General features: G+C 69.2%; 24 protein-coding genes. 9 read left to right on the plus strand and 15 right to left on the minus strand.

Going from position 1 to position 20,181, the window contains the following annotated elements; all coding sequences use genetic code 11:
• Positions 1-5: 5 nt before the first annotated feature.
• From soxY to A2G96_RS00325, 11 genes are all read right to left on the minus strand, one after another.
• Positions 6-461, minus strand: a complete 456-nt coding sequence (gene soxY / locus A2G96_RS00275; protein WP_062795731.1) for a thiosulfate oxidation carrier protein SoxY — start codon at positions 459-461, stop codon at positions 6-8.
• 155 nt (positions 462-616) lie between these two features.
• Complete coding sequence (locus tag A2G96_RS00280) at positions 617-943, minus strand: c-type cytochrome (protein ID WP_062795734.1); 327 nt, start codon at positions 941-943, stop codon at positions 617-619.
• 117 nt (positions 944-1,060) lie between these two features.
• On the minus strand, positions 1,061-2,110 hold the full coding sequence (locus A2G96_RS00285; RefSeq protein ID WP_062795736.1) for a c-type cytochrome: 1,050 nt from the start codon (positions 2,108-2,110) through the stop codon (positions 1,061-1,063).
• Positions 2,094-3,470, minus strand: a complete 1,377-nt coding sequence (gene soxC, locus A2G96_RS00290; RefSeq protein WP_062795738.1) for a sulfite dehydrogenase — start codon at positions 3,468-3,470, stop codon at positions 2,094-2,096. Before soxC ends, A2G96_RS00285 begins: the two co-directional genes overlap by 17 nt.
• A 116-nt stretch (positions 3,471-3,586) precedes the next feature.
• Entirely contained in the window at positions 3,587-4,006 is a 420-nt protein-coding gene (locus A2G96_RS00295; RefSeq protein WP_062795739.1) for an ArsR/SmtB family transcription factor, read from the minus strand.
• Between the two features lie 70 nt (positions 4,007-4,076).
• Positions 4,077-4,967, minus strand: a complete 891-nt coding sequence (locus A2G96_RS00300) for an EamA family transporter (RefSeq protein ID WP_062795741.1) — start codon at positions 4,965-4,967, stop codon at positions 4,077-4,079.
• 126 nt (positions 4,968-5,093) lie between these two features.
• Positions 5,094-6,359 (minus strand): NAD(P)/FAD-dependent oxidoreductase, encoded by a 1,266-nt coding sequence (locus A2G96_RS00305; RefSeq protein ID WP_062795743.1) that lies wholly within the window; start codon positions 6,357-6,359, stop codon positions 5,094-5,096.
• Positions 6,360-6,371: 12 nt separating this feature from the next.
• Complete coding sequence (locus tag A2G96_RS00310) at positions 6,372-6,749, minus strand: c-type cytochrome (protein ID WP_150124033.1); 378 nt, start codon at positions 6,747-6,749, stop codon at positions 6,372-6,374.
• 173 nt (positions 6,750-6,922) lie between these two features.
• The gene (locus tag A2G96_RS00315; RefSeq protein WP_062795745.1) at positions 6,923-7,816 is read right to left on the minus strand and encodes a BON domain-containing protein; all 894 of its coding nucleotides are present in this window, start codon (positions 7,814-7,816) and stop codon (positions 6,923-6,925) included.
• A gap of 55 nt (positions 7,817-7,871) precedes the next feature.
• Entirely contained in the window at positions 7,872-8,459 is a 588-nt protein-coding gene (locus A2G96_RS00320) for a phosphoheptose isomerase (RefSeq protein WP_062795747.1), read from the minus strand.
• A 75-nt stretch (positions 8,460-8,534) separates the two neighbouring features.
• Positions 8,535-8,960 carry a YraN family protein gene (locus A2G96_RS00325; protein ID WP_062795749.1) on the minus strand — a complete coding sequence of 142 codons (426 nt, stop codon included), beginning with the start codon at positions 8,958-8,960 and terminating at the stop codon, positions 8,535-8,537.
• An 18-nt stretch (positions 8,961-8,978) separates the two neighbouring features.
• Between A2G96_RS00325 and rsmI the strand changes: the two genes are divergently transcribed.
• Positions 8,979-9,884, plus strand: coding sequence for a 16S rRNA (cytidine(1402)-2'-O)-methyltransferase (rsmI, locus tag A2G96_RS00330; protein WP_062795752.1), 906 nt, complete (start codon positions 8,979-8,981; stop codon positions 9,882-9,884).
• A gap of 84 nt (positions 9,885-9,968) precedes the next feature.
• On the opposite strand, the gene A2G96_RS00335 is transcribed toward rsmI, so the two are convergent.
• On the minus strand, positions 9,969-10,733 hold the full coding sequence (locus tag A2G96_RS00335; protein ID WP_082818804.1) for a septal ring lytic transglycosylase RlpA family protein: 765 nt from the start codon (positions 10,731-10,733) through the stop codon (positions 9,969-9,971).
• Between the two features lie 269 nt (positions 10,734-11,002).
• Between A2G96_RS00335 and A2G96_RS00340 the strand changes: the two genes are divergently transcribed.
• The 3 genes from A2G96_RS00340 to A2G96_RS00350 all read left to right on the plus strand — a co-directional run bounded on the left by A2G96_RS00340 (position 11,003) and on the right by A2G96_RS00350 (position 12,748).
• Positions 11,003-11,653: an MBL fold metallo-hydrolase gene (locus tag A2G96_RS00340; protein ID WP_062795754.1), complete on the plus strand. Its 651-nt coding sequence runs from the start codon at positions 11,003-11,005 to the stop codon at positions 11,651-11,653.
• Positions 11,654-11,657: 4 nt separating this feature from the next.
• On the plus strand, positions 11,658-12,314 hold the full coding sequence (locus A2G96_RS00345) for a 3'-5' exonuclease family protein (RefSeq protein ID WP_062795756.1): 657 nt from the start codon (positions 11,658-11,660) through the stop codon (positions 12,312-12,314).
• 206 nt (positions 12,315-12,520) lie between these two features.
• Positions 12,521-12,748 carry a hypothetical protein gene (locus A2G96_RS00350; RefSeq protein ID WP_012354224.1) on the plus strand — a complete coding sequence of 76 codons (228 nt, stop codon included), beginning with the start codon at positions 12,521-12,523 and terminating at the stop codon, positions 12,746-12,748.
• Positions 12,749-12,817: 69 nt separating this feature from the next.
• Here the strand turns inward: A2G96_RS00350 and arsC are convergent, their stop codons facing one another.
• Positions 12,818-13,177, minus strand: a complete 360-nt coding sequence (gene arsC, locus A2G96_RS00355; protein WP_062795758.1) for an arsenate reductase (glutaredoxin) — start codon at positions 13,175-13,177, stop codon at positions 12,818-12,820.
• Positions 13,178-13,349: 172 nt separating this feature from the next.
• Here arsC and A2G96_RS00360 point away from each other — a divergent pair, with 172 nt between their 5' ends.
• The 3 genes from A2G96_RS00360 (at position 13,350) to A2G96_RS34355 (ending at position 14,582) form a co-directional block, all read left to right on the plus strand.
• Entirely contained in the window at positions 13,350-13,931 is a 582-nt protein-coding gene (locus tag A2G96_RS00360; protein ID WP_062795760.1) for a GNAT family N-acetyltransferase, read from the plus strand.
• A gap of 97 nt (positions 13,932-14,028) precedes the next feature.
• Positions 14,029-14,313, plus strand: a complete 285-nt coding sequence (locus A2G96_RS00365) for a hypothetical protein (RefSeq protein WP_062795762.1) — start codon at positions 14,029-14,031, stop codon at positions 14,311-14,313.
• Complete coding sequence (locus tag A2G96_RS34355; protein WP_417926419.1) at positions 14,286-14,582, plus strand: type II toxin-antitoxin system RelE/ParE family toxin; 297 nt, start codon at positions 14,286-14,288, stop codon at positions 14,580-14,582. The genes A2G96_RS00365 and A2G96_RS34355 overlap by 28 nt, the downstream gene beginning before the upstream one ends.
• 123 nt (positions 14,583-14,705) lie before the next feature.
• Here A2G96_RS34355 and A2G96_RS00370 read toward each other — a convergent pair whose 3' ends face one another.
• Together A2G96_RS00370 and A2G96_RS00375 are read right to left on the minus strand one after the other, a co-directional pair.
• Positions 14,706-15,983, minus strand: coding sequence for a M20/M25/M40 family metallo-hydrolase (locus A2G96_RS00370; protein ID WP_062795764.1), 1,278 nt, complete (start codon positions 15,981-15,983; stop codon positions 14,706-14,708).
• 56 nt (positions 15,984-16,039) lie between these two features.
• The gene (locus tag A2G96_RS00375; protein WP_062795766.1) at positions 16,040-17,296 is read right to left on the minus strand and encodes an allantoate amidohydrolase; all 1,257 of its coding nucleotides are present in this window, start codon (positions 17,294-17,296) and stop codon (positions 16,040-16,042) included.
• Between the two features lie 390 nt (positions 17,297-17,686).
• On the opposite strand from A2G96_RS00375, the gene A2G96_RS00380 reads away from it, so the two are divergent.
• On the plus strand, positions 17,687-19,084 hold the full coding sequence (locus A2G96_RS00380) for a C4-dicarboxylate transporter DctA (RefSeq protein ID WP_062795768.1): 1,398 nt from the start codon (positions 17,687-17,689) through the stop codon (positions 19,082-19,084).
• 47 nt (positions 19,085-19,131) lie between these two features.
• Positions 19,132-19,824, plus strand: coding sequence for a GntR family transcriptional regulator (locus tag A2G96_RS00385; protein ID WP_012354232.1), 693 nt, complete (start codon positions 19,132-19,134; stop codon positions 19,822-19,824).
• The last annotated feature ends 357 nt before the right edge of the window (positions 19,825-20,181 follow it).

Raw genomic sequence — 20,181 nt, forward strand, 5'->3', positions numbered from 1 at the left:
CGGCGTCAGCCGCCGCAGCCGCCCAGCGTGACCTTGATTTCCTTCGATGCCACGTACCACTTGCCGCCGGCCTTGACCGCGGCGTGCACCACCGAGGTCTGGCCCATCTTCACGCGCGTGGAGACGAACGGCTCGGTGCCGGCCGGGATGATGAAGTCGGCGGCCAGGGTGTTGGGGTTCTTTTCCACCAGGATCGCGATCTGCTCGGTATCCGGCAGGGTGCTGGTCACGGCCACCGGCACCACGGCGCCGTTCTCGGCGATATCGGGGGCGGTGAAGGTGATGGCGGTGCTTTTCTCGGTGCCGCTGCCGCCGAGGGCCTTGATTACGTCGGCAACGCTCTTGCCGTCAAAGGCGTTCTTGTTCCACTCGGCCGCCTGCGCTGCGCTGATCAGGCCGGTGGCGGCCATCAGCGACAGGACAGCGGAAACCCGCAGCACTTCTCGTCGTTTGGAATTCATTGCTTGCTCTCCGGCTACTCCGTTCCAGTCGGTCGTGGACCGTTCCAGGGTGTTGCATGCGGCCGGTACATGGCCGGCCGCTGGTTGTCCCAGGCCGCGCGGCAATCACCGCCCGGCCCGGTGCATCGGCGGACTGCCCGCCATGGCAGTCGGTCTTACTTGGCGGGGGCGCCTGCCAGCACCCACTCGACCACGGTCTTCAGGTCGGCGTCGCTGATGGCGGCGTTGGCCGGCATCGGCACCGGGCCCCACACGCCCGAGCCACCGCCCTTGACCTTCTTGCTCAGGGTCGCCAGGGCGTTCTTGTCGCCCTTGTACTTGGTCGCCACTTCCTTGTAGGACGGGCCGACCAGCTTCTTGTCGACCTGGTGGCAACCCATGCAGGCGTTCTTGTTGGCGATCTCCTGTGCCTTGGCGGCATCGACCGCGTGGGCCGATGCGGCGGCGCCCAGCATCAGCGCTGCGATGACAAACTGCTTCATTGTTAAGCTCTCCAAGCTCTGTAAAGCCGTGGGGACGGCAAAGGCCGCGCGGCCGTGCTGCAATGGCCTGGCGGCACACACCGGCCGCCGCCTGGGGGCACTGCGGCGGCCAGTCCGCTATTTTGCCTCAAGAATCCAGCCCACCATGGCCTGCACGTCCGAATCCGGGATTTGCGGCTGCGGCGGCATCGGCACCGCGCCCCAGGCGCCCTGCCCGCCCGCCTTGACCTTGCGCGCCAGTGCCGCATGCGCATCCTGCCCCTTGTACTTGCCAGCGATGTCGAGGAACGACGGCCCCACCAGCTTGCGGTCCATCGCGTGGCAGGCCACGCACTGGTACTGGCTGGCCAGGCGCGCGCCCGGCGGGGGCGCCGCCGCGGCCACGGCAGCGCCGGCTGGCTTGGCCGCGCCGGCCGCTGCGATGCCGCGCACCGGGCCGAACGCGCGCTGCTGCTGCGCCAGGTCGCCATGGGCATCGCGCGCATAGTCCGGCATCGACGAAGCGATCGAAACCTGGTCCGCGCAGCGCGACATGCACGCGGTGTTGCGGGTATCCGGCCGCCCGCGACCGGGCCACAGGCCGTGGTCGGTGGTCATGCCGGCGCGGTTGGGCATGCGCCGCTGGACCTCGGCGATATTGGCGTCGGACAGCGCAAAGTCGGCCGGCACGATCTCGCCCAGGTGGAGCAGGTAGGCGGTGACCGCATAGACCTCGTTCACGCTCAGGCTCTTGGGCGCGTTCCACGGCATTGCGCGGTGGATGTAATCCCACAGCGTGCTGACGGTGCTGACCTTCATCAGCGTGGTGCGGTACGGCTGGTTGCCGGTCATGCCGGCGACGCGCCCGCGCTTGATGTCGTCGGCGGTGGTGCCGCCGACCAGCGGCGTGAACACCTCGTTGGATTCGCCAAAGTCGCCGTGGCATGACGCGCACTTGCCGTCCCAGACCTTCTGGCCCTGCGCGACCGTGCCGCTGCCCCTGGGCAAGCCCTTGAAGTCCGGACGCACGTCGATGTCCCACGCGGCCACCTCCGCCGGCGTGGCGGTGCGGCCAAGTGCCGCACGCGCGTCGCCCGTGCCGGCGGCTGCCAACGCGGATGCCGGCACGGCGCAGCCCGCCGCCAGCAGCAGCGCCGCGGCGACCTTGAGCTCAGCCCACATGGACATTGGTCACCTCGCCGCCGGCCGCGACCTGCCAGCTCTGGATCGCGTTGTTGTGATAGATCGAGCGCGTGCCGCGCACCGCGCGCAACTGCGCCAGCTTCGGCTGCACGTAGCCGGTCTCGTCGATGGCGCGGCTTTGCAGGATGGCCGGGCCGCTGTCCCCTCCATCCCAGACCCAGTCCAGGTTGAAGCGCGTCAGGCATTTGGACAGCACCGGCGCCTCCAGCCGCGCGGTGCGCCAGTTGCGGCCGCCGTCGGTCGAGACATCGACCCGCTTGATGCGTCCGCGCCCCGACCATGCCAGGCCGCTGATGTTGTAGAAGCCCTTGCCCACCAGTTGCTGCCCGCCCGACGGCGTGGTGATGACCGACTTGCACTCCTGGATCGAGGTGTACTGGCGCAGCTTGCCGTCCGGCATCATGTCGACGTAGTGGATGGTCTCGTCCTTGGCGTTCCAGGGCTGGTCACCCAGCTCCAGCCGGCGCAGCCATTTCACCCACGACACGCCCTGCACCCCCGGCACCACCAGCCGCAGCGGGTAGCCGTTCTCGGGGCGCAGCATCTCGCCATTCATGCCCCAGGCGACGATGATCTCGTCGGCCAGCTCCATCGGGATGGTGCGCGTCATCGACGAGCCGTCGCCGCCTTCGGCCAGCAGGTAGCGGCCGCGGCGCAGGTCGGCGCCGGCGTCGTCCAGCAGCACCCGCAGCGGCACTCCGGTGAATTCGCAGCACGACAGCATGCCGTGGGTGTACTGCACCGTCGGCACCGCGACGTTGCCCCACTCCATGCCGGTGTTGGCGCCGCATTCGATGAAATGCATGCGCGACACTGCCGGCAGGCGCATCAGGTCGTCCATGGTGTAGACCCGCGGCGTGCGCACCAGGCCGTTGATCATCAGCCGGTGGCGGGCCGGGTCGATATCGTGCCAGCCCTGGTGGTGGCGCTCGAAGTGCAGGCCGTTGGGGGTGATGATGCCGAAGAAGCCCTGCAGCGGCGCGAACGCGACCGAGGCCGCCGACACCCGGGTCAGGCCGGGCGATTCGCGCCGGATCAGGTTCTTCTCATGGACCGAGGGCTGGCCGTAGGGGCGCGCCGCGACCGGCTGTCCCAGCGACGTGGCCCAGGGCTGCGGCTGCAGGATGGCGGGATCGCCATTTGCCCGGTCCGCGCCGTCCGCGGCCAGCGCCTGCCGGCCCGCCGCCGCCGTGGCAATGCCCGCGGCGGCACCCAGGAAGCTCTTGCGCAGGAAGTCGCGCCGCGGCGCGTCCAGGCCGTGCCGGCCGATGTCCTGCTGCAGCGATGCGCTGACGAAGTGCTCGGGCGCGGGCACGATGCGCCCGGGCCGGTTCCGTTGCTGCAATGCGGTCTCCTCCGGCGCGCTCGCCACGGTCGGTCTGACCGGTCGGCGTGCCTGTTGTACCGGGCGCTGCATCGGGTGCGGCGCCGCCGTTTGTTGCCGGAAGAGTGGTGGCGCGGCTAGCCTGCCGTGCGCCGCCGGCGCGCCGGGGTTTCCGGCGCGGGCTGTGCCATAAAGCGGTCGACCACGCCGGAGGGCAAGGCGTTGTCCTCCAGCCGGCTCGCCACCTGCACGCAGACCGTGCGGCACAGCTCGATCACGCTTTCGTCCGCAATGGCGTAGAACACCAGGTTCGCCTCCTTGCGGCGCGACAGCACGCCCGAGCGGTACATCGCGTTGAGATGCCGCGACACGTTGGTCTGCGACGAACCCACCGTCTCGACCACCGTGCTGACCGGCTTCTCGCCATCGCACAAGGCGTGCAGGATCTTCAGCCGCGTCGGCTCCGCCAGCAGGCTGAAGTAACCCGATACCTTTTCGAACACGCGATCCAGCTCTTCCATGCCGTCTAATATATTCGTATATGCGTGAATGCGCATATAGTGTTTACCCATTGATGCAGCACAACATGCTGCCTCGCTGCACCCCTTGCACCCCTTGCGCGCCGGCTCAGCGGCGCGCCAGCGCCCTGCCCGCCCACAGGCGCTGGCCGAACACGTTGAGCAGCAGCCCCGCCATCACCACCGCGGCGCCGATCCACTGCTTGCCGGACAGGTCCTCGCCCAGCAGCACGTGCGCCGACACCAGCCCCACCACCGGCACCAGCAGCGTCAGCGGCGCCACCTGGCTGGCCGGATAGCGCGTCAGCAGCCGGCCCCACATGGTGTAGCCGAACACCGTCGCCGCGAACGCCAGGTACGCCACCGCGAACACCGCCATGCCCGACACCTGCGTCACGCTTTGCACGATGCGCGCGGGTCCCTCGAACCACAGCGACAGCAGCGCGAACGGCACGATCGGCACCAGCGCGCCCCAGATTACCAGCCCGAGCAGGTCCACGGGGCCGATCTTCTTGCTGACGATATTGCCGCTGGCCCAGCAGAACGCCGCGCACAGCGTCAGCACGAAGCCCGCCGCGCTCATGCCGCCCATGCTGCCCGCACCGGCGCCGATCAGCGCCAGCCCGCCGGCCGCCACCGCCATGCCGGCGACGTTGTGCCAGCGCACCGGCTCGCTCAGCCACAGCGCGGCGATCGCCAGCGTGAAGAAGGCCTGCGACTGCAGCACCAGCGATGCCAGGCCGGCCGGCATGCCGACCGCCATGGCATAGAACAGGAAGGCGAACTGGCCCAGGCTGATGGTGGCGCCGTAGGCCAGCAGCAGCCGCCACGGCACGCGCGGGCGCGGCACGAAGAAGATGGCCGGGAACGCCACCAGCAGGAAGCGCAGCGCCCCCAGCAGCATCGGCGGCACGCCCGCCAGCCCGACCTTGATCACGACGAAGTTGACACCCCAGACGCAGACGATGGCGAGGGCGAGGAGACGGTCTCTGGCTTGCATGGGGGATGCCGGGCGCGGGCGCGCGAGTTCGATCGGGACGCCTAGCGTAGCAGCGCCGGCGCGCGCGGCATTGCACGTTCTTGCGGTTTTGTGCGGGCAGCCGTGCCGCCCGCACCGCCGGCAGTGTCAGGCGAGCATCTCCGCCCAGATGCCCCGCGCCCAGGCCAGCGCGTAGTCACCTTCCAGCACCGTCGGCGCCGGTGACAGCCCGCCCGAGCCCGGCACCGTGACCATGGTCTTCTGCGCCGGGTCGTAGCGATGCACGCTGGACACATGCACCGCCTCGCGGTCGGAAGTGAAGCTGTAGCAGGTGTTGTTGTACAGCGGCTCAGGGTCCGGGGCGCGGCCCGACAGCAGCGCCACCAGCGCCGCCGCCGCGACCTTGCCGTGCTGGTTGGCCATATGGCCGGACTTGGGCATCAGCGGCGCGATCTGGATGGCGTCGCCGATCACATGAATATTTGCCGCGGCGCGCGACTCGAAGCTGACGAAGTCCACCTCGCACCACTTGCCATTGGCCGTGGCCAGCCCGGCCGACACCGCGATCGCGCCGGCCCGCTGCGGCGGCAGCAGGTTGAGCACGTCGGCGCGCACATCGTCCTGCACCTCGAACTTGAGCGTACGCGTGGCGGGGTCGACATCGGCCACCTCGTGCTGCGGCCGGTATTCCACCATGCCCGGGTATTGCGTGGCCCACACCTGGCGGAACAGCGCGGCCTTGGAGGTGATGTCGGCATTGGCGTCGAGGATCAGCACCTTGCTGCGCGGCTTGTGCTGCCGGAAATAGTGCGCCACCTGGCAGGCGCGCTCGTACGGGCCCGGCGGGCAGCGGTAAGGCGCCAGCGGCACGCTGATGGCGTAGGTGCCACCGTCTGGCATCGCCTCCAGCTGGCGGCGCAGCGCGACGGTTTCGGGGCCGGCCTTCCAGGCATGCAGGATCTGGTCGCCGCCGGGCCGCTTCAGCCCTGGCAGCGCGTCGCGCATCATCTCGACGCCGGGCGACAGCAGCAGCCGGTCATAGGGCAGCACACTGCCGCCCGCGAGGCGCACGGTCCGCTTGGCCGGGTCGATGGCAACTGCGGTGTCGCGCGCGAGCCGCACGCCGTGGCGGCGCACCAGCGCGTCGTACGGCAGCGTCAGGTCGCCGAGCTGGCGGCTGCCGCCCAGCACCAGGTTCGACAGGGGGCATGAGACAAAGGCCGGATTCGGTTCAACCAGCGTCACCTCGATTGCCTGGCCGCTCCATTCGCGCAGGTAGCGCGCCGCCGTGGCGCCGCCATAGCCGCCGCCGACCACCACCACCCTGGCGCGGGCCGCGGCGCGCGCCGGCCGGATCCCGGCCGTACCCAGTACTGCGGCGCCCGCGGCGCCGAGGAAGCTTCGTCTTTGCATGGCTGGCTCCTGTCAGCGCACCGCGGCAAACCACGCCGCGATCGCGGCGATCTGGTCGTCGCTGTAACCCTTGGCAATCTGATGCATCACGGTGGCCGGGCGCGTGCCGGCCTTGAAGGCCTGCATCTGCGCGGCCAGCTCCGCCTGCGGGCGGCCGGCCAGCGGCGGGATCGTGCTGCCCGCCGGGGCGCGGCCGGCCGGGCCGTGGCAGCTGGTGCAGGCGGCGGCGTGGCTGCGCGCGCGCAGCGCGGCATCGGTGGCCTGGGCCGGGGCAGCGGCCGGCGCGCTGCCGGGTTCGGCCGACAGCGCAGGCTGCGCGCACAGCATCGCTGCCAGCAGCACCCATCGCGGGGGCATACGCCAGGCAGGCCGGGGGGTCGTTGTTGTCATGGTCTCGCTCCGTCTGGGGCTGGCGCAGCGTTATCACCATCAGCCAGCGTGGCAACCGTAGCACATCGGCCGGGCCCGTGTGCGTTGCAATCCGCAGAACAAAAAACGGCGCCCGCATATGCGGGCGCCGTCGGGCGCCGTCCTGGCCGGCCCAGCCGGCTGAGCGCTGCGCTTCAGGGCAGGTTGCGGCCGGGCGGCAGCGCCACCGGCGAAGTGACCGGGGCCGCGACCGGTGCGGTGGTGGCGCCCGCGCTGCCGGCGGTACCGGCTGCCGCACCGGCCGGCGCATCGATCGGCCCGCCCACGCCCGGCACCGACTGCACCGGCGCCGGCGTGCCGACGCTGCCGTCGAACGACGGGTTCTGCGAGGTCGAGGCCGCATCCAGGCGCGCGCGCTCGGCGTCGTTGACGTAGTCGAAGGCCTTGACCACCTTGGTCACGCCCGAGGCATTGCGCGCCACGTCGGTGGCGCGGTCGCCCTCGGCGCTGGTGACCACGCCGAGCAGGTAGACCACGCTCTTTTCCGTGGTGACCTTGATCGAGTTGGACGGCACGCCTTCGGCGGTCATCAGCAGCGTCTTGACCTTGCTGGTCAGGTAGGCGTCCTGGCTCTGCGTCATGAAGCCGGGCGAGTTGACCACCTCCAGCTCGTTGATCACCACGCGCGCATTCTGCAGGCCGCGCACGTATTGCTCGATCTGCTGCTTGACGCTGTCGTTCTTCGCTTCGCCGGTCAGCAGCACCTTGCGGTTGAAGACGGTCACGTTGACGCGCGCCTGGCCGCTGAAGCGCGAGTTGATGGTGCTCTCGGCCTCGAGCTGCAAGCCGCGGTCGATGGTCTGGGTGGCGGCCGGGCGGCGGTCGGTGGCCATGGCCACGCCGGTGCCCATGGCGCCGGCGATCACCGGGAAGCAGCCGGCCAGCTGCGTGGCACACACCAGCGCGGCCGCGGCCAGGCCGGCGCGGCCCAGGCCGGAGCCGGTGAGACCGGAGCCGGCCGCGGGGCGGGAAGGATGGCGCGCGTCCGCGCCGTTGCGGGGGGCTTGCGTAGTGGGCAGATGGGTCATGCGGTCCTTGCTGTGTCGGGATGTTGGGAATGAAAGGGTCGGCGCATGCGCGGCATCACGCCTCTCCGAGCAGTGCCTCGTCGATGCCGTTGCACAGGCAGTGCAGCGTCAGCAGGTGCACTTCCTGGATGCGCGCGGTGCGCTCGCTGGGCACGCACAGGCGGATGTCGAATTCGTCGAGCAGGCCGGCGATGGCCCCGCCGCCCTTGCCGGTCAGCGCCACCACCGCCATCTCGCGCTGGCGCGCGGCGGCGACGGCGGCCATCACGTTGTCGGAATTGCCCGACGTGGAAATCGCCAGCAGGATGTCGCCGGGCTGGCCGAGCGCCTCGACCTGCTTGGCGAACACCTTGCTGAAGTCGTAGTCGTTGCCGATCGCGGTCAGGATCGAGCTGTCGGTGCTCAGCGCGATCGCGGCCAGGCCTGGCCGTTCGCGCTCGAAGCGCCCGACCAGCTCGGCGGCGAAATGCTGGGCCTGCGCTGCCGAGCCGCCATTGCCGCAGGCCAGGATCTTGTTGCCGCTGGTCAGCGCGCCGACCATGCGTTCCACCGCGGCGTCGATATAGGGGGCCATCACCGCCGCGGCCTGTCGCTTGGCCTCGGCACTGTCTAGGAATTGCTGCTGGATACTGTCGATACTCATGGCTCTGGGGGCCTGTCTGTTGCCATGGCGATCCGCGAATCGCCGCTCATGTCTACCGCTGATGTCTGCCGTGCATTATGACCCAGCCCCGGCGGCATCCAGGTCAAAGGCGTGCTGCAGCCACTCCAGCCGGCCGGGCTCCAGCGCCACCACGTCGAAGCGGCACGGCGGCACCCGGGCCAGCGTGGCCAGGTAGTGCCCGGCGGCCAGCAGCACGCGCCGCTGCTTGGCCGGCGTGACGCTGGCCGCGGCGCCCCCGAAGCCGCGCCCGCTGCGCTGGCGCACCTCGACGAACACCAGCGTGCCGTCCGGCGCGCGCATCACCAGGTCGATCTCGCCGCCTTTGCAGCGATAATTGCGCACCACGGGCTCCAGGCCCTGGCGCCGCAAGTGGGCCAGGGCCCGGTCCTCCGCCTGCGCGCCGCGTGCCTGCCGGCCTGACGCCTGCCTGAGCTGGGCCTGCCTGAGCGGCACCTGCGTGGTGGATTTGAATGATGGCATCAACGGAAGTTCTCAAGCATGAGTGACTGGATCTCCCTGGCGGCAAGCCAGTCGTACCCGGCCGGCACGCTCTATGTCGTGGCCACGCCCATCGGCAATGTCGCCGACCTGTCGCTGCGCGCGCTGCATGTGCTGGGGCTGGCCGACGCGGTGGCCTGCGAAGACACCCGCAATACCGGCCAGCTGCTGTCGCGCGTCGGCCTGCAGCGCCCGCTGGTGGCAGTGCACGAGCACAACGAGCGCGAGGCCGCGGGCCGCATCGCCGAACGCCTGGCGGCGGGCGAGCGCATTGCCTATGTCTCGGACGCCGGCACGCCGGGCATCTCCGACCCCGGCGCGCGCCTCGTCGAAGCGGTGCGCGCCGCCGGCCATCCGGTGGTGCCGCTGCCCGGCCCCAGTGCGGCGGTGGCGGCGTTGTCGGTAGCGGGCGACCTGCTCGATGCCGGCGCGGGCCGCTTCACCTTTGCCGGCTTCCTGCCTCCGAAGCCCAAGGCGCGTGCCGAAGCCATCGCCCGGCTGGCGGCGCTGGACCACGCCTGGGTCTGCTACGAGGCGCCGCACCGCATCGCCGACACCCTCGCGGCGCTGGCCGCGGGCCTGCCGGGCGAGCGCCGGCTGCTGGTCGGGCGCGAACTGACCAAGCTGTTCGAAGAGATCGCGGTGATGCCGGTGGCGCAGGCGCCGGCCTGGCTCGCGGCCGACCCGAACCGGGCCAAGGGGGAATTCGTGCTCGTGGTGGAAGGTGCCGGCAGCGCCGCCGCCGACGGCCAGCCGGATGCCGAAGCGCAGCGCGTGCTGGCGCTGCTGCTGGCCGAGCTGCCGGCCAAGCGCGCCGCCAAGCTGGCGGCCGCGATCACCGGCGCGGACACCGGCGCGCTGTATCAGCTGGCGCTGGCACAGCGTGCCGGCGACGCCGACGATTGATGCCGGTGCCCGCGCGCGGGCCTGCAGGCCAGAATGTAAGGAGTAGGTGTCAGCGCGCGGCAGCATGCGGCGGCGCTGGCGCGCTCAGCGGCGCTTGCGCTTGACGGTCTTGCCGCTGGCCTTGGCCTTGCCCGCCTTGGCGGGCGCCAGCGAATTGGCCAGTTCCGGCACGGACACGTCGTCATCGCCACTGCCGTCGCCGGCCTCGGTGCCGCCGGCATCGACCTGCGGGCCCAGCGCGGCAACTTCGGTGCGGGTCAGGCGGCGGATCTCGACGTTGGTGGCACCGCGCTCGACAAAGCCCAGGCGGCGCGCCGCGCCGTAGGACACATCCAGCACGCGGTTGCCGTGGTACGGGCCGCGGTCATTGATGCGCAGCACCGCGACCTTGTTGTTGCGCAGGTTGCGCACCAGCACCCAGCTGTCCAGCGGCAGCGACGGATGCGCCGCGGTCATGGCGCGCATGTCGAAGCGCTCGCCGTTGGCGGTCTTGCGGCCGTGGAAGCCCTTGCCGTACCACGAGGCCTCGCCGCGCTGCTCGAACGTGCCGATGTCGGCGCGCAGCCCTTCGAGCGAGTTGCCGCTGCGGCCTTCGTCGGGGTCATAGCCGAACAGGTTCCAGCTGCCGGTGTCGGGCGCGCGCGCGGCGGGCTTGGCCTCGGCGCGCTCGGTCCGGGCGGGCTTGCTGTTTTTTGCCGCGCGCGTGGGCACGGCATCGCCGGCGTCGGTGCCGGCGATATCGCTTTCGGGCGGCGTGGCACAGGCGGCCAGCACCACGGCGCATGCGGTGCAGGCGCCGAGCTTGGCCAGCTGTTGCCAGCGCTTGGGGAGAGCGGAGATCCGTAACATGGGCGGCAGTCTAACATTGACTGTTTGGGACTATCTCTTTCAATTTGTTACGAAATCTGTGCGATTTCGCACGATCGGGGCCTAATTGGCCGGGATCCCGCTTGTGGCAAGGGATTCCGGCCGATGCGGCGCGGCCCGCGAAGCTGCCGCATCGATCACTTCGGAGCTGCCGGGCGTGCCCGACCTTCGCGGCGCTACAATGCTGAGCACTGCCACGATCGCGCCACCAAAAGGCCGGATCCGATACCCGCCGGCCACATAAGATTTCCATGAAAGCCCTGCTCATTCCCGTCACGCCCTTCCAGCAGAACTGTTCGCTGCTGATCGATGAAAGCACCGGCGCCGCCGCGGTCTGCGATCCCGGCGGCGATCTCGACCGCATCCGCGCGGCGGTGTCAGAGCAAGGCGTCACACTGGAAAAGATCTTCCTGACGCACGGCCACGTCGACCATTGCGCCGGCGCCGCGGCGCTGTCGCGCGAACTCGGCATCCCGATCGAGGGCCCGCACCAGGACGAGCGCTTCTGGATCGAGCAGCTGCCCGAGCAGACGCGCCGCTTCGGCTTCGGCCACGCCGAGAGCTTCGAGCCCGACCGCTGGCTCGAGAACGGCGACACCGTGCAGTTCGGCAACGAAACCCTGGAGGTCTATCACTGCCCCGGCCATACCCCGGGCCACGTGGTGTTCTTCTCGCGTCCCAACCGGCTGGCCGTGGTCGGCGACGTGCTGTTCGCCGGCTCGATCGGCCGCACCGACTTCCCGCGCGGCAACCACGCCGACCTGATCCGCTCGATCCGCACGCGGCTGTGGCCGCTGGGCGAGGACGTGACCTTTATCCCCGGGCACGGCCCGGTCTCGACCTTCGGCGACGAGCGCCGCAACAACCCGTTCGTCGCCGATCACGTGGTCGACGCGGCCTGAGGCCATGGCCAAGCAACAGGCGCCCGACACCCGTCCCGAGATCTACGTCAGCACCGACGTCGAGGCCGACGGCCCGATCCCGGGCCCGCACTCGATGCTGTCCTTTGCCTCGGTGGCGATGCTGGCGGACAAGACCGTGCTCGGCACCTTCTCGGCCAATCTCGAAACCCTGCCCGGCGCCGCCGGCCACCCGGTGCAGATGCAGTGGTGGCAAACCCAGCCCGAAGCCTGGAGCGCCTGCCGGCGCGACCTGCAGCGCCCCGAGGACGCCATGGTGCGCTATGTCGAATGGGTCGAGGCGCTGCCCGGCAAGCCGGTCTTCGTCGCCTTTCCGGCGGGTTTCGATTTCACCTGGATGTTCTGGTACATGATGCGCTTCGCCGGGCGCTCGCCATTCGGCTGGGCCGCGCTCGACGTCAAGACGCTGGGCTTCGCGCTGACCGGGCGGCCCTATCGCAAGACCGTCAAGGCGGCCTTCCCGGCCGGATGGATGGATCCGCTGCCGCACACCCATGTGGCGCTCGACGATGCGATGGAACAGGGCGCGCTGTTCTGCAACATGCTGGCGACGCTGCGCGAGCGCGAAGCGGCGCTGGCAACGCTCACGCCCGACGAAGGAACCAGCGCGAGCGAGCCCTCACCTCCGCCAGCCCAGCCCTGACCAGCTGTTGCGCCGCGTCAAGCGCGGCGGCATGTCCCTTGCAGGCCGCTGCTCGCATCTGGCGCCAGCCCGGCTATAGTAGAAGCGGATATGGCGTTACCGGGCGAAACGAGCCATGACTAACCGGCGCACTTGCGCAGCCACGCCATATGCCGTTTGAGCCATCCTGCCCGGACCGCGCGGCGCCTGCCGAGGAGGTGTCGAACATGCGTTTCCCTACCGACCTGCACTTGAGAGACCTGGCCGGCCGGATCCATTGGCCGCATGCCACGCGCGACGCCACGCCCATCACCCATCGCCACTCCTCGGATGAGGACGCCGAAGTCGCCAAGGCCACGCTCTACGTCAGCACCGTGACGCTGGTGGTGCTGCTGGTGGTGCTGGCGGCCATCGCTTTCGGTCAGGAGGCCATGCACTGGCTGGGTGTTCATTAGACGACCCAGCCTGAAGCAGACTGCCTCGCAGACCGGCCGGCCCCCACCACCGTGGGGGCCGGTTCTGTTTCAGGCCAGCAGCGGCGCGACGTTCTCGGGCGGGCGGCCGATCGCGGCGCGGCGGTTGCGCACCACCACCGGTCGCTGCAGCAGGATCGGGTTGTCGGCCACGGCCGCCAGCAGCTCGGCATCGGTCAGGCCGGGGTCGGCCAGGCCCAGTTCGGCGTAGGGGGCTTCGTTGTCGCGCAGCATCTCGCGCACCGGCACGCCCAGCAGGGTATGCAACTGGCGCAGCGTCGACAGCGACGGCGGGTCCTTCAGGTACTCCACGATCTCCACCGGCTCGCCTAGCCGCTCGGCGGCAGCCTGGACCAGGGCGAGGGTCTCGCGCGACTTGGAGCAACGGGGATTGTGGTAGATGGTGATCATGGCAGGTCCTTTCTTGTCATGGCCGCGCCCCGCGGCGGGGCATCGGCACTAATGCGGTGCAAATCCAACCGCACTATATACAAGACCGCGGCCGGCGCGCAGCATCATGCGGTGCATCGCCACCGGCACGCATCCTGCGTTGCACCGGTTCTTGCCCCAGGCGCCAATTCCGATGACCTCCACCAACGCCACCACCGCGCCGCGCGGCCATGGCACGCACCAGCCCTTTACGCTGCGTGACGCCACCCGCGCCGACATTACCGCCATCCACGCCATCTACGCCCACCACGTGGAGCACGGCCGCGCCTCGTTCGAGGAAGTGTCGCCGAGCGTCGACGAGATGCAGCTGCGCCTGGCCGAAGTGCACCGCAAGGGCCTGCCCTACCTGGTCGCCGAGCGCGACGGCGAGGTGCTGGGCTATGCCTATGCCTCGGCCTACCGCGCGCGCAGCGCCTACCGCTTCGCCATCGAAGACTCGATCTACATCGACCACCGCCGCGTCGGCGAAGGCCTGGGCCAGGCGCTGCTGGCGGCGCTGATCGCCCGCTGCGAAAACGGTCCGTGGCGCCAGATGGTCGCCGTGATCGCATGCACCGCCGCCGGCGAAGGCGCGGGCTCGCTGGCCGTGCACGAACGGCTGGGCTTCCGCACCGTCGGCCGGCTGGAGGCGGTGGGGTTCAAGCACGGCCAGTGGATCGATACGGTGCTGATGCAGCGGGCGCTGGGTGCGGGGGCGACGACGCTGCCGGCGTAGGCGGAATCGGCTGCAGCAAGTTCAGACGGGTCTTATCGCCGTGCAGGTGTCCTGGTAACGACAATGCCTATACTTTGTCATTACGAGGACACCGGAAATGCTTGTGTCGGAAGAAATCCAGTTCACTGTCACACTGAATCGCCAACTGCGTGACGCCTTCGTCGCCGCGGCTGAGGCGGAAGGCCATACCATCTCGCAGGTAGCTGAAGGATTGATACGTCAGTACCTCGAGCAATGCCAGAAGTCGCGCGACGACGACGCCCTGTTCCGGCAGATGGTCGAGCAGGGCAGGACTTTCATGCGCGCCGGCATCGGCATTCCAAATGAACAAGTGGAAGCCGAATCCGCCGACTGGTGTGCCGCGATGTTACGGCAGGCTTGAAGCTGCTATGGACGCCACAGGCATTGAAACAGCGTATAGCGATCCGGAGCTTCATCGCACAGCATGATCCCGTTGCCGCAGTCCGAATGGAACGGCGGTTCAATGAGGCGGCTGCGCGGCTGCAGCTTTTTCCTGAACTTGGAACGGCGAGCCGCTGTACCGGAGCTCGTGAGTACGTGGCGCACGAGCACTACCGACTGATTTACGAACTCAATGAAGGAGTGATCTGGATCATAGGGATCGCACACACATCGCGGCGTTCTTTATAGCCAGCCAGAAAAGCCTTACCAATCCACCCGGTCATAGCCGCAACACAATGCAAAACGCCACGGAAACCCGTGGCGTTTTGCATTAGCCGGGCGCCTGGCGGCGCTCCGGCAAATCGCCTCGTCTTACTGCATCAGGTCCGACAGCGCCAGCGCCACCACCTTGGTGGCACGGTTCAGGTCGTTCAGGCGCAGGTTCTCGTCCGAGTTGTGGCCGCGGGCTTCCATCAGCGTGCGCGGGCCCGCGCCGTACAGCACGGTGGGGATGCCGCGCTTGGTGTAGTGGCGGGCGTCGGTGTACAGCGGCACGCCCTGCACCGGGATCTCGACGCCGAAGACGGACTCGGCACGGCTCTTCAGCGCGCCGATCAGCTTTTCCACGCCCGGCAGTTCCGACAGCGGCTCGGCCAGGATGATGCGCTCGACCTTCACTTCGATGCCCGGGCGGTCCTTGGCGGCCTTCTCGACCACGGCGCGGATCTCGCCCTCGGCGTCGAAGCCGATTTCCTCGGGGATCATGCGGCGGTCGACGCGGAAGGTCACCAGGTCCGGCACCACGTTGGTGTTGATGCCGCCCTTGATCAGGCCGACGTTGAGCGTGGCGGTGTCGATGCCCGGCACCTTCGACTTGCGCGTGGCCAGCTCGGCGCGCAGGCCGTAGATGGCCTGCAGGATATGGGTGGCGGCCTCGATCGCGTCGACGCCGGTGTGCGGCATGGCGGCGTGGCCCTGCTTGCCCTTGACCGTCACTTCGACGTGCAGGCAGCCATTGTGCGACGAGGTAATGCCGTACGAGAAGCCCGCCGAGATCGCGTAGTCGGCCTTGCTCAGGTTGTTGTCGAGCAGGAACTTCGGGCCGATGTCGCCGCCGGTTTCCTCGTCATAGGTGAACTGCAGCTCGACCGCGCCGTTGATCTTCGCGCCCTGCTTCTCGGCTTCCATCAGCGCCAGCACCGCGTAGGTGTAGGTGGCGAAGTCCGACTTGGACACCGCCACGCCGCGGCCGTACATGACCGGGCCGTGCTCGCTGTCGGCGCTATCGACAATCTCGCCGCCGTACGGGTCCTTGGTCCAGCCCAGGCCGGGGGGCACCACGTCGCCGTGGGCGTTCATGGCGATGACCGGGCCGCCCGTGCCGAACTGCTTGCGCACGATCAGATTGGTGGCGCTGATCATGCCGGCGGCCTTGACCTGCTCGTCGGGCACCTTGTGGGCCTCCACCGTGAAGCCCAGACCCTCCAGCAGTTCCTTGGCGCGTTTGCCGTGCGCATCGCAATCGCCGGCCGGGTTGTCCGACGGCACCTTGACCAGCTCGGCCAGGAAGGCTTCCTGCTGCGGACGGTGCTGGTCGATGAACTGCGTCAGCGTGGTTTCGATGGGGTTCATATTGTCTCGTGCGGTCATGACTTGTTCTCGTAACAACTGAAGGAGGTTCGGGTGGGGCTTCCGGGCGCGCTGGCTTACTGCGGCAGCCGGAAGTGCTCGACGAAATCGCTGAACACGCGCGCGGACAGTGCGGCATCCTCGGCGGTCATGGTTTCGGTGGGATGGTGGCTGATGCCGCCGTTGCCGCAGCGCACGAACAGCATGGCGACATCGGCGATGGCGGCAATGGCCATGGCGTCGTGGCCGGCGCCCGACGGCAGGTGGCGCACCGGCACGCCCTGGCGGGCGATGGCGGCGGCCCATTGCTCTTGCAGCCACGGGGCGCAGGGGACGCTCTTCGCCTCGTGGGTCTTGCGGATCTGTGCGCGCACGTTGCGGCGCGCGCAGACGCGCTCGATCTCGGCCAACACGTCGTTGACGGCGGCCTCGCGCTCGGCGTCCTCGCCGGCGCGGATGTCGATGGAGAACACGGCGCGGCCCGGCACCACGTTGGTGGCGCCGTTGGGCACGTTGAACTGGCCCACGGTGCCGACCAGGCCCGGCTTGCCGCCGCAGCGCTTCTCGATATAGAGGCCGATTTCGGCGCCGGCCATGGCGGCGTCGCGGCGCATGTCCATCGGCACGGTGCCGGCATGGCCGGCCAGGCCTTCGAGCTCGACCAGGAAGCGGGTCGCGCCGGAAATCGCGGTCACCACGCCCACCGGCAGGCCTTCGTTCAGCAGCACCGGGCCTTGTTCGATATGCACCTCGACAAAGGCCGCCACCTTGCTGCGGTCATGCCTGGCGGCGGGCAGCGCGGCGGCGTCGAAGCCGGCCTCGCGCATTACCTCGCGCATGGTCTTGCCGCTGTCGTCGAGGTTGTCCAGCACGTTGTTGTCGAAGGTGCCGGCGATGGCGCGGCTGCCCAGCAGCGTGGCCTTGAAGCGCACCCCCTCTTCCTCGGCGAAGCCCACCACCTCGAGCGCGAACGGAAAGCGCTTGCCCTGGCGGTTCCATTCCGCCACGCAGGCGATCGGCAGGATCACGCCCAGGTTGCCGTCATAGCGGCCGGCGTCGCGCACGGTGTCGAAATGCGAGCCGGTCAGCAGCGCCGGCGCGTCGGGCGTGGTGCCCTCGTAGCGGCCGATCACGTTGCCGGCGGCATCGCGGCGCACCGTCATGCCGGCCTGCTGCATCCACTCGGTCAGCTGCGCGGCGGCGCCGTGGTGGGCCTCGGTCAGGTAGGTGCGGGTGAGCATGCCGGGCTGCTCAGTGTGGACGGCCAGGGCGTCGGCCCAGGCCATGATGCGCGTGCCAGTCTCTGCGGCGGACGGCGACGGATTTGCTGCCATGCGTGTCTCCTGCTGGAAGTGCGTGAAAGCCGCGGCGGCGTGGCTGGCGGGGTGCCAGTGCGGGCTGGGACGCCCATGGCCGAAGCTCTATTCTGTGCGATTCATGGTAGCACAGTGAATTCAAAAATTGCATACAAAAATGATATGCACTATATTCGGTTCCACGTTCAGACAATCCGCCGCGGACAATCCGGTCCGGACAGCGGATGGCGCGGGATCCGTCCCAACAGGGGGGCTGCCCGCGCGGTGGCGTACTCCCGACCCGGAGTCCCGCCCGGAACGTAAGGCCGGCAGCCCAACCCAGCCGTCAGAGCAGCACGGGGCCGCCGGTGATTCCTGGATCGAAATGGGCCGGCCGGCGCACAGGACCGGCCCCGCACGGAGACAACCATGCAGCACGCAGTTCCCTCGCAGCAGCGCCCGGGCAGCCCCCGCCTGCACACCCGCTTTACCCGCTCGCTGTTCGGCCAGGTGCTGATCGCCCTGGTGATCGGCACCGCGCTCGGCCTCGCCTTCCCGGAGTTCGCCGCCAAGCTCAAGCCGCTCGGCGATGCCTTTATCAAGCTGATCAAGATGCTGATCGGCCCGATCGTGTTCTGCGTGGTGGTGGCCGGCATCTGCGGCGCCGGCGAGCTGAAGAAGGTGGGCCGCGTCGGCATCAAGGCGGTGGTGTACTTCGAGGTCGTCACCACCATCGCGCTGGCGCTGGGCATCCTGCTGGCCTATGTGTTCCAGCCGGGCGTGGGCATGAACGTCGATCCCCGTTCGCTCGACGCCTCGGCCATCGCCGGCTTTATCGACAACGCGACCAAGGTCAAGGACCAGGGCACGGTCGACTTCCTGCTCAAGCTGATCCCCAATACCGTGTTCGGCGCCTTCGCCAACGGCGACGTGCTGCAGGTGCTGGTGGTGTCGATCCTGTTTGGCTGCGCGCTGTCGCTGGTGGGCGAGCCGGGCCGGCCGCTGGTCAGCCTGATCGATACCTTCTCGCACACGCTGTTCAAGATGATGGGATTCATCATCAAGCTGGCGCCGCTGGGCGTGCTGGGCGCGGTGGCGTTTACGGTCGGCAAGTACGGCATCGGCTCGCTCAAGCAGCTGGGCTTCCTGGTGCTGCTGTTCTACGGCGCGGTGATCGTGTTCGTGCTGGTGGTGCTGGGCGGCATCATGCGCGCTTGCGGTTTCTCGGTGATCAAGCTGATCCGCTACCTGCGCGCCGAGTTGCTGGTGGTGCTGGGCACCGCCTCGTCCGACAGCGTGCTGCCGCAGGTGATGAAGAAGCTCGAGTTCATGGGCGTGAAGAAGTCGGTGGTGGGCCTGGTGATTCCGACCGGCTACTCGTTCAACCTCGACGCGTTCTCGATCTACCTGACGCTGGCCGCGGTCTTTATCGCGCAGGCAACCAACACGCCGCTGGCGATGGCCGACCTGCTCGGCATCCTGGCGGTGGCGCTGATCACCTCCAAGGGCGCGCACGGCATTCCCGGCTCGGCCATCGTGATCCTGGCCGCGACGCTGTCGGCACACCCGGCGATCCCGGCGATCGGCCTGGTGCTGGTGCTGTCGGTGGACTGGTTCATCGGCATCGCGCGCGCGCTCGGCAACCTGATCGGCAACTGCGTCGCCACGGTGGTGGTGGCCGCATGGGAGAAGGACATCGACCGCGCCCGGGCGCACGGGGTGCTGAACGGCACCATCGAAGCGTCCGACCTCGATGCCGGCCTGGCCGCGATGGCGCAGGACGCCGCCGCCCCGGCGATCGTGCCGGGCCCGGTCGCAGGGCGCTAGAATCACGCATCTCCCCAACCGCGCAGCCTCTGCGCAAGTGCGCTGCCATGCCCGAGCATATCGATCCTGACATGACCGCCGAAGCGATCGCCGACGACATCGTCGCGGCGATCGTTTCGCACCGCCTGCCGCCCGGCACCAAGCTGCGCGAGGAGGCGCTGGCCAGCGTCTACCGCGTCAGCCGCACCAAGGTGCGCGCGGCGCTGCTGATGCTGTCCAAGGACAAGGTCATCCAGATCGTGCCGGACAAGGGGGCGTTCGTGGCCAAGCCCAGCGCCGAGGAAGCGCGCGAGGTGTTCGCCGTGCGTCGCATCCTCGAAGCCGCGCTGGCGCGCGAATTCGTCGCCAAGGCCACCGCCGCCGACTACAAGCGCATCGACCGCCACCTGGCGGCCGAACGTAAGTCGCTGGCCGGCAACGATGCCCAGGTGCGCACCCGGCTGCTGGGCGACTTCCATATCGTGCTGGCCGAGGTGGTCGGCAACGGCGTGCTGACCGAGATGATGCGCGAGCTGTCGGCGCGCAGCGCGGTCATCACCATGCTGTACCAGTCGCGCCGCGACGCGGCCTGCTCGTCAGACGAGCATCGCGAGTTCATCGAGGCCGCCCGTGCCGGCGATGTCGAGCGCGCCGTCACGCTGATGGTGGACCACCTGGGCCACGTCGAGGGCGCGCTGCATTTCGAGGAAACCGCGCCGGTGGCGCGCGGCAAGGACCTCGTCGCCGCACTGCTGGCGTAGGCGCCAGCGCCACCCTTTCCCCCTTCTCTCCGCCCCGGTGCCGGCCGCTTGACGTGAGTCAAAGCACCCCGCGCCGCCCGCGCGCAAACTTCATCTCGCCATGAAGACGCGGGGGCGCACTTCATGAGCACTTGCCTGCCGGCACCTCATCGTCGGCAGGCTGCCCGCACGCTGCAACGGTGTGCGGGCTTTCTTTTTTCTGAGGACGGGGTTCCGCGGCGCCGAATGGCGCGCGCCCCGCGGCCTCTCACCCGTGCCGTCCGGCACCGGTTTTTCCCTTTCCCGACAGCAGGTTGCGGTGTTTCGGCCAACGTTGCCGCTGCCCTGGCGTAGTCGCGCCAGGCGCGTTTGCGGCGC

The sequence above is a fragment of the Cupriavidus nantongensis genome, assembly GCF_001598055.1.
Taxonomy (GTDB): domain Bacteria; phylum Pseudomonadota; class Gammaproteobacteria; order Burkholderiales; family Burkholderiaceae; genus Cupriavidus; species Cupriavidus nantongensis.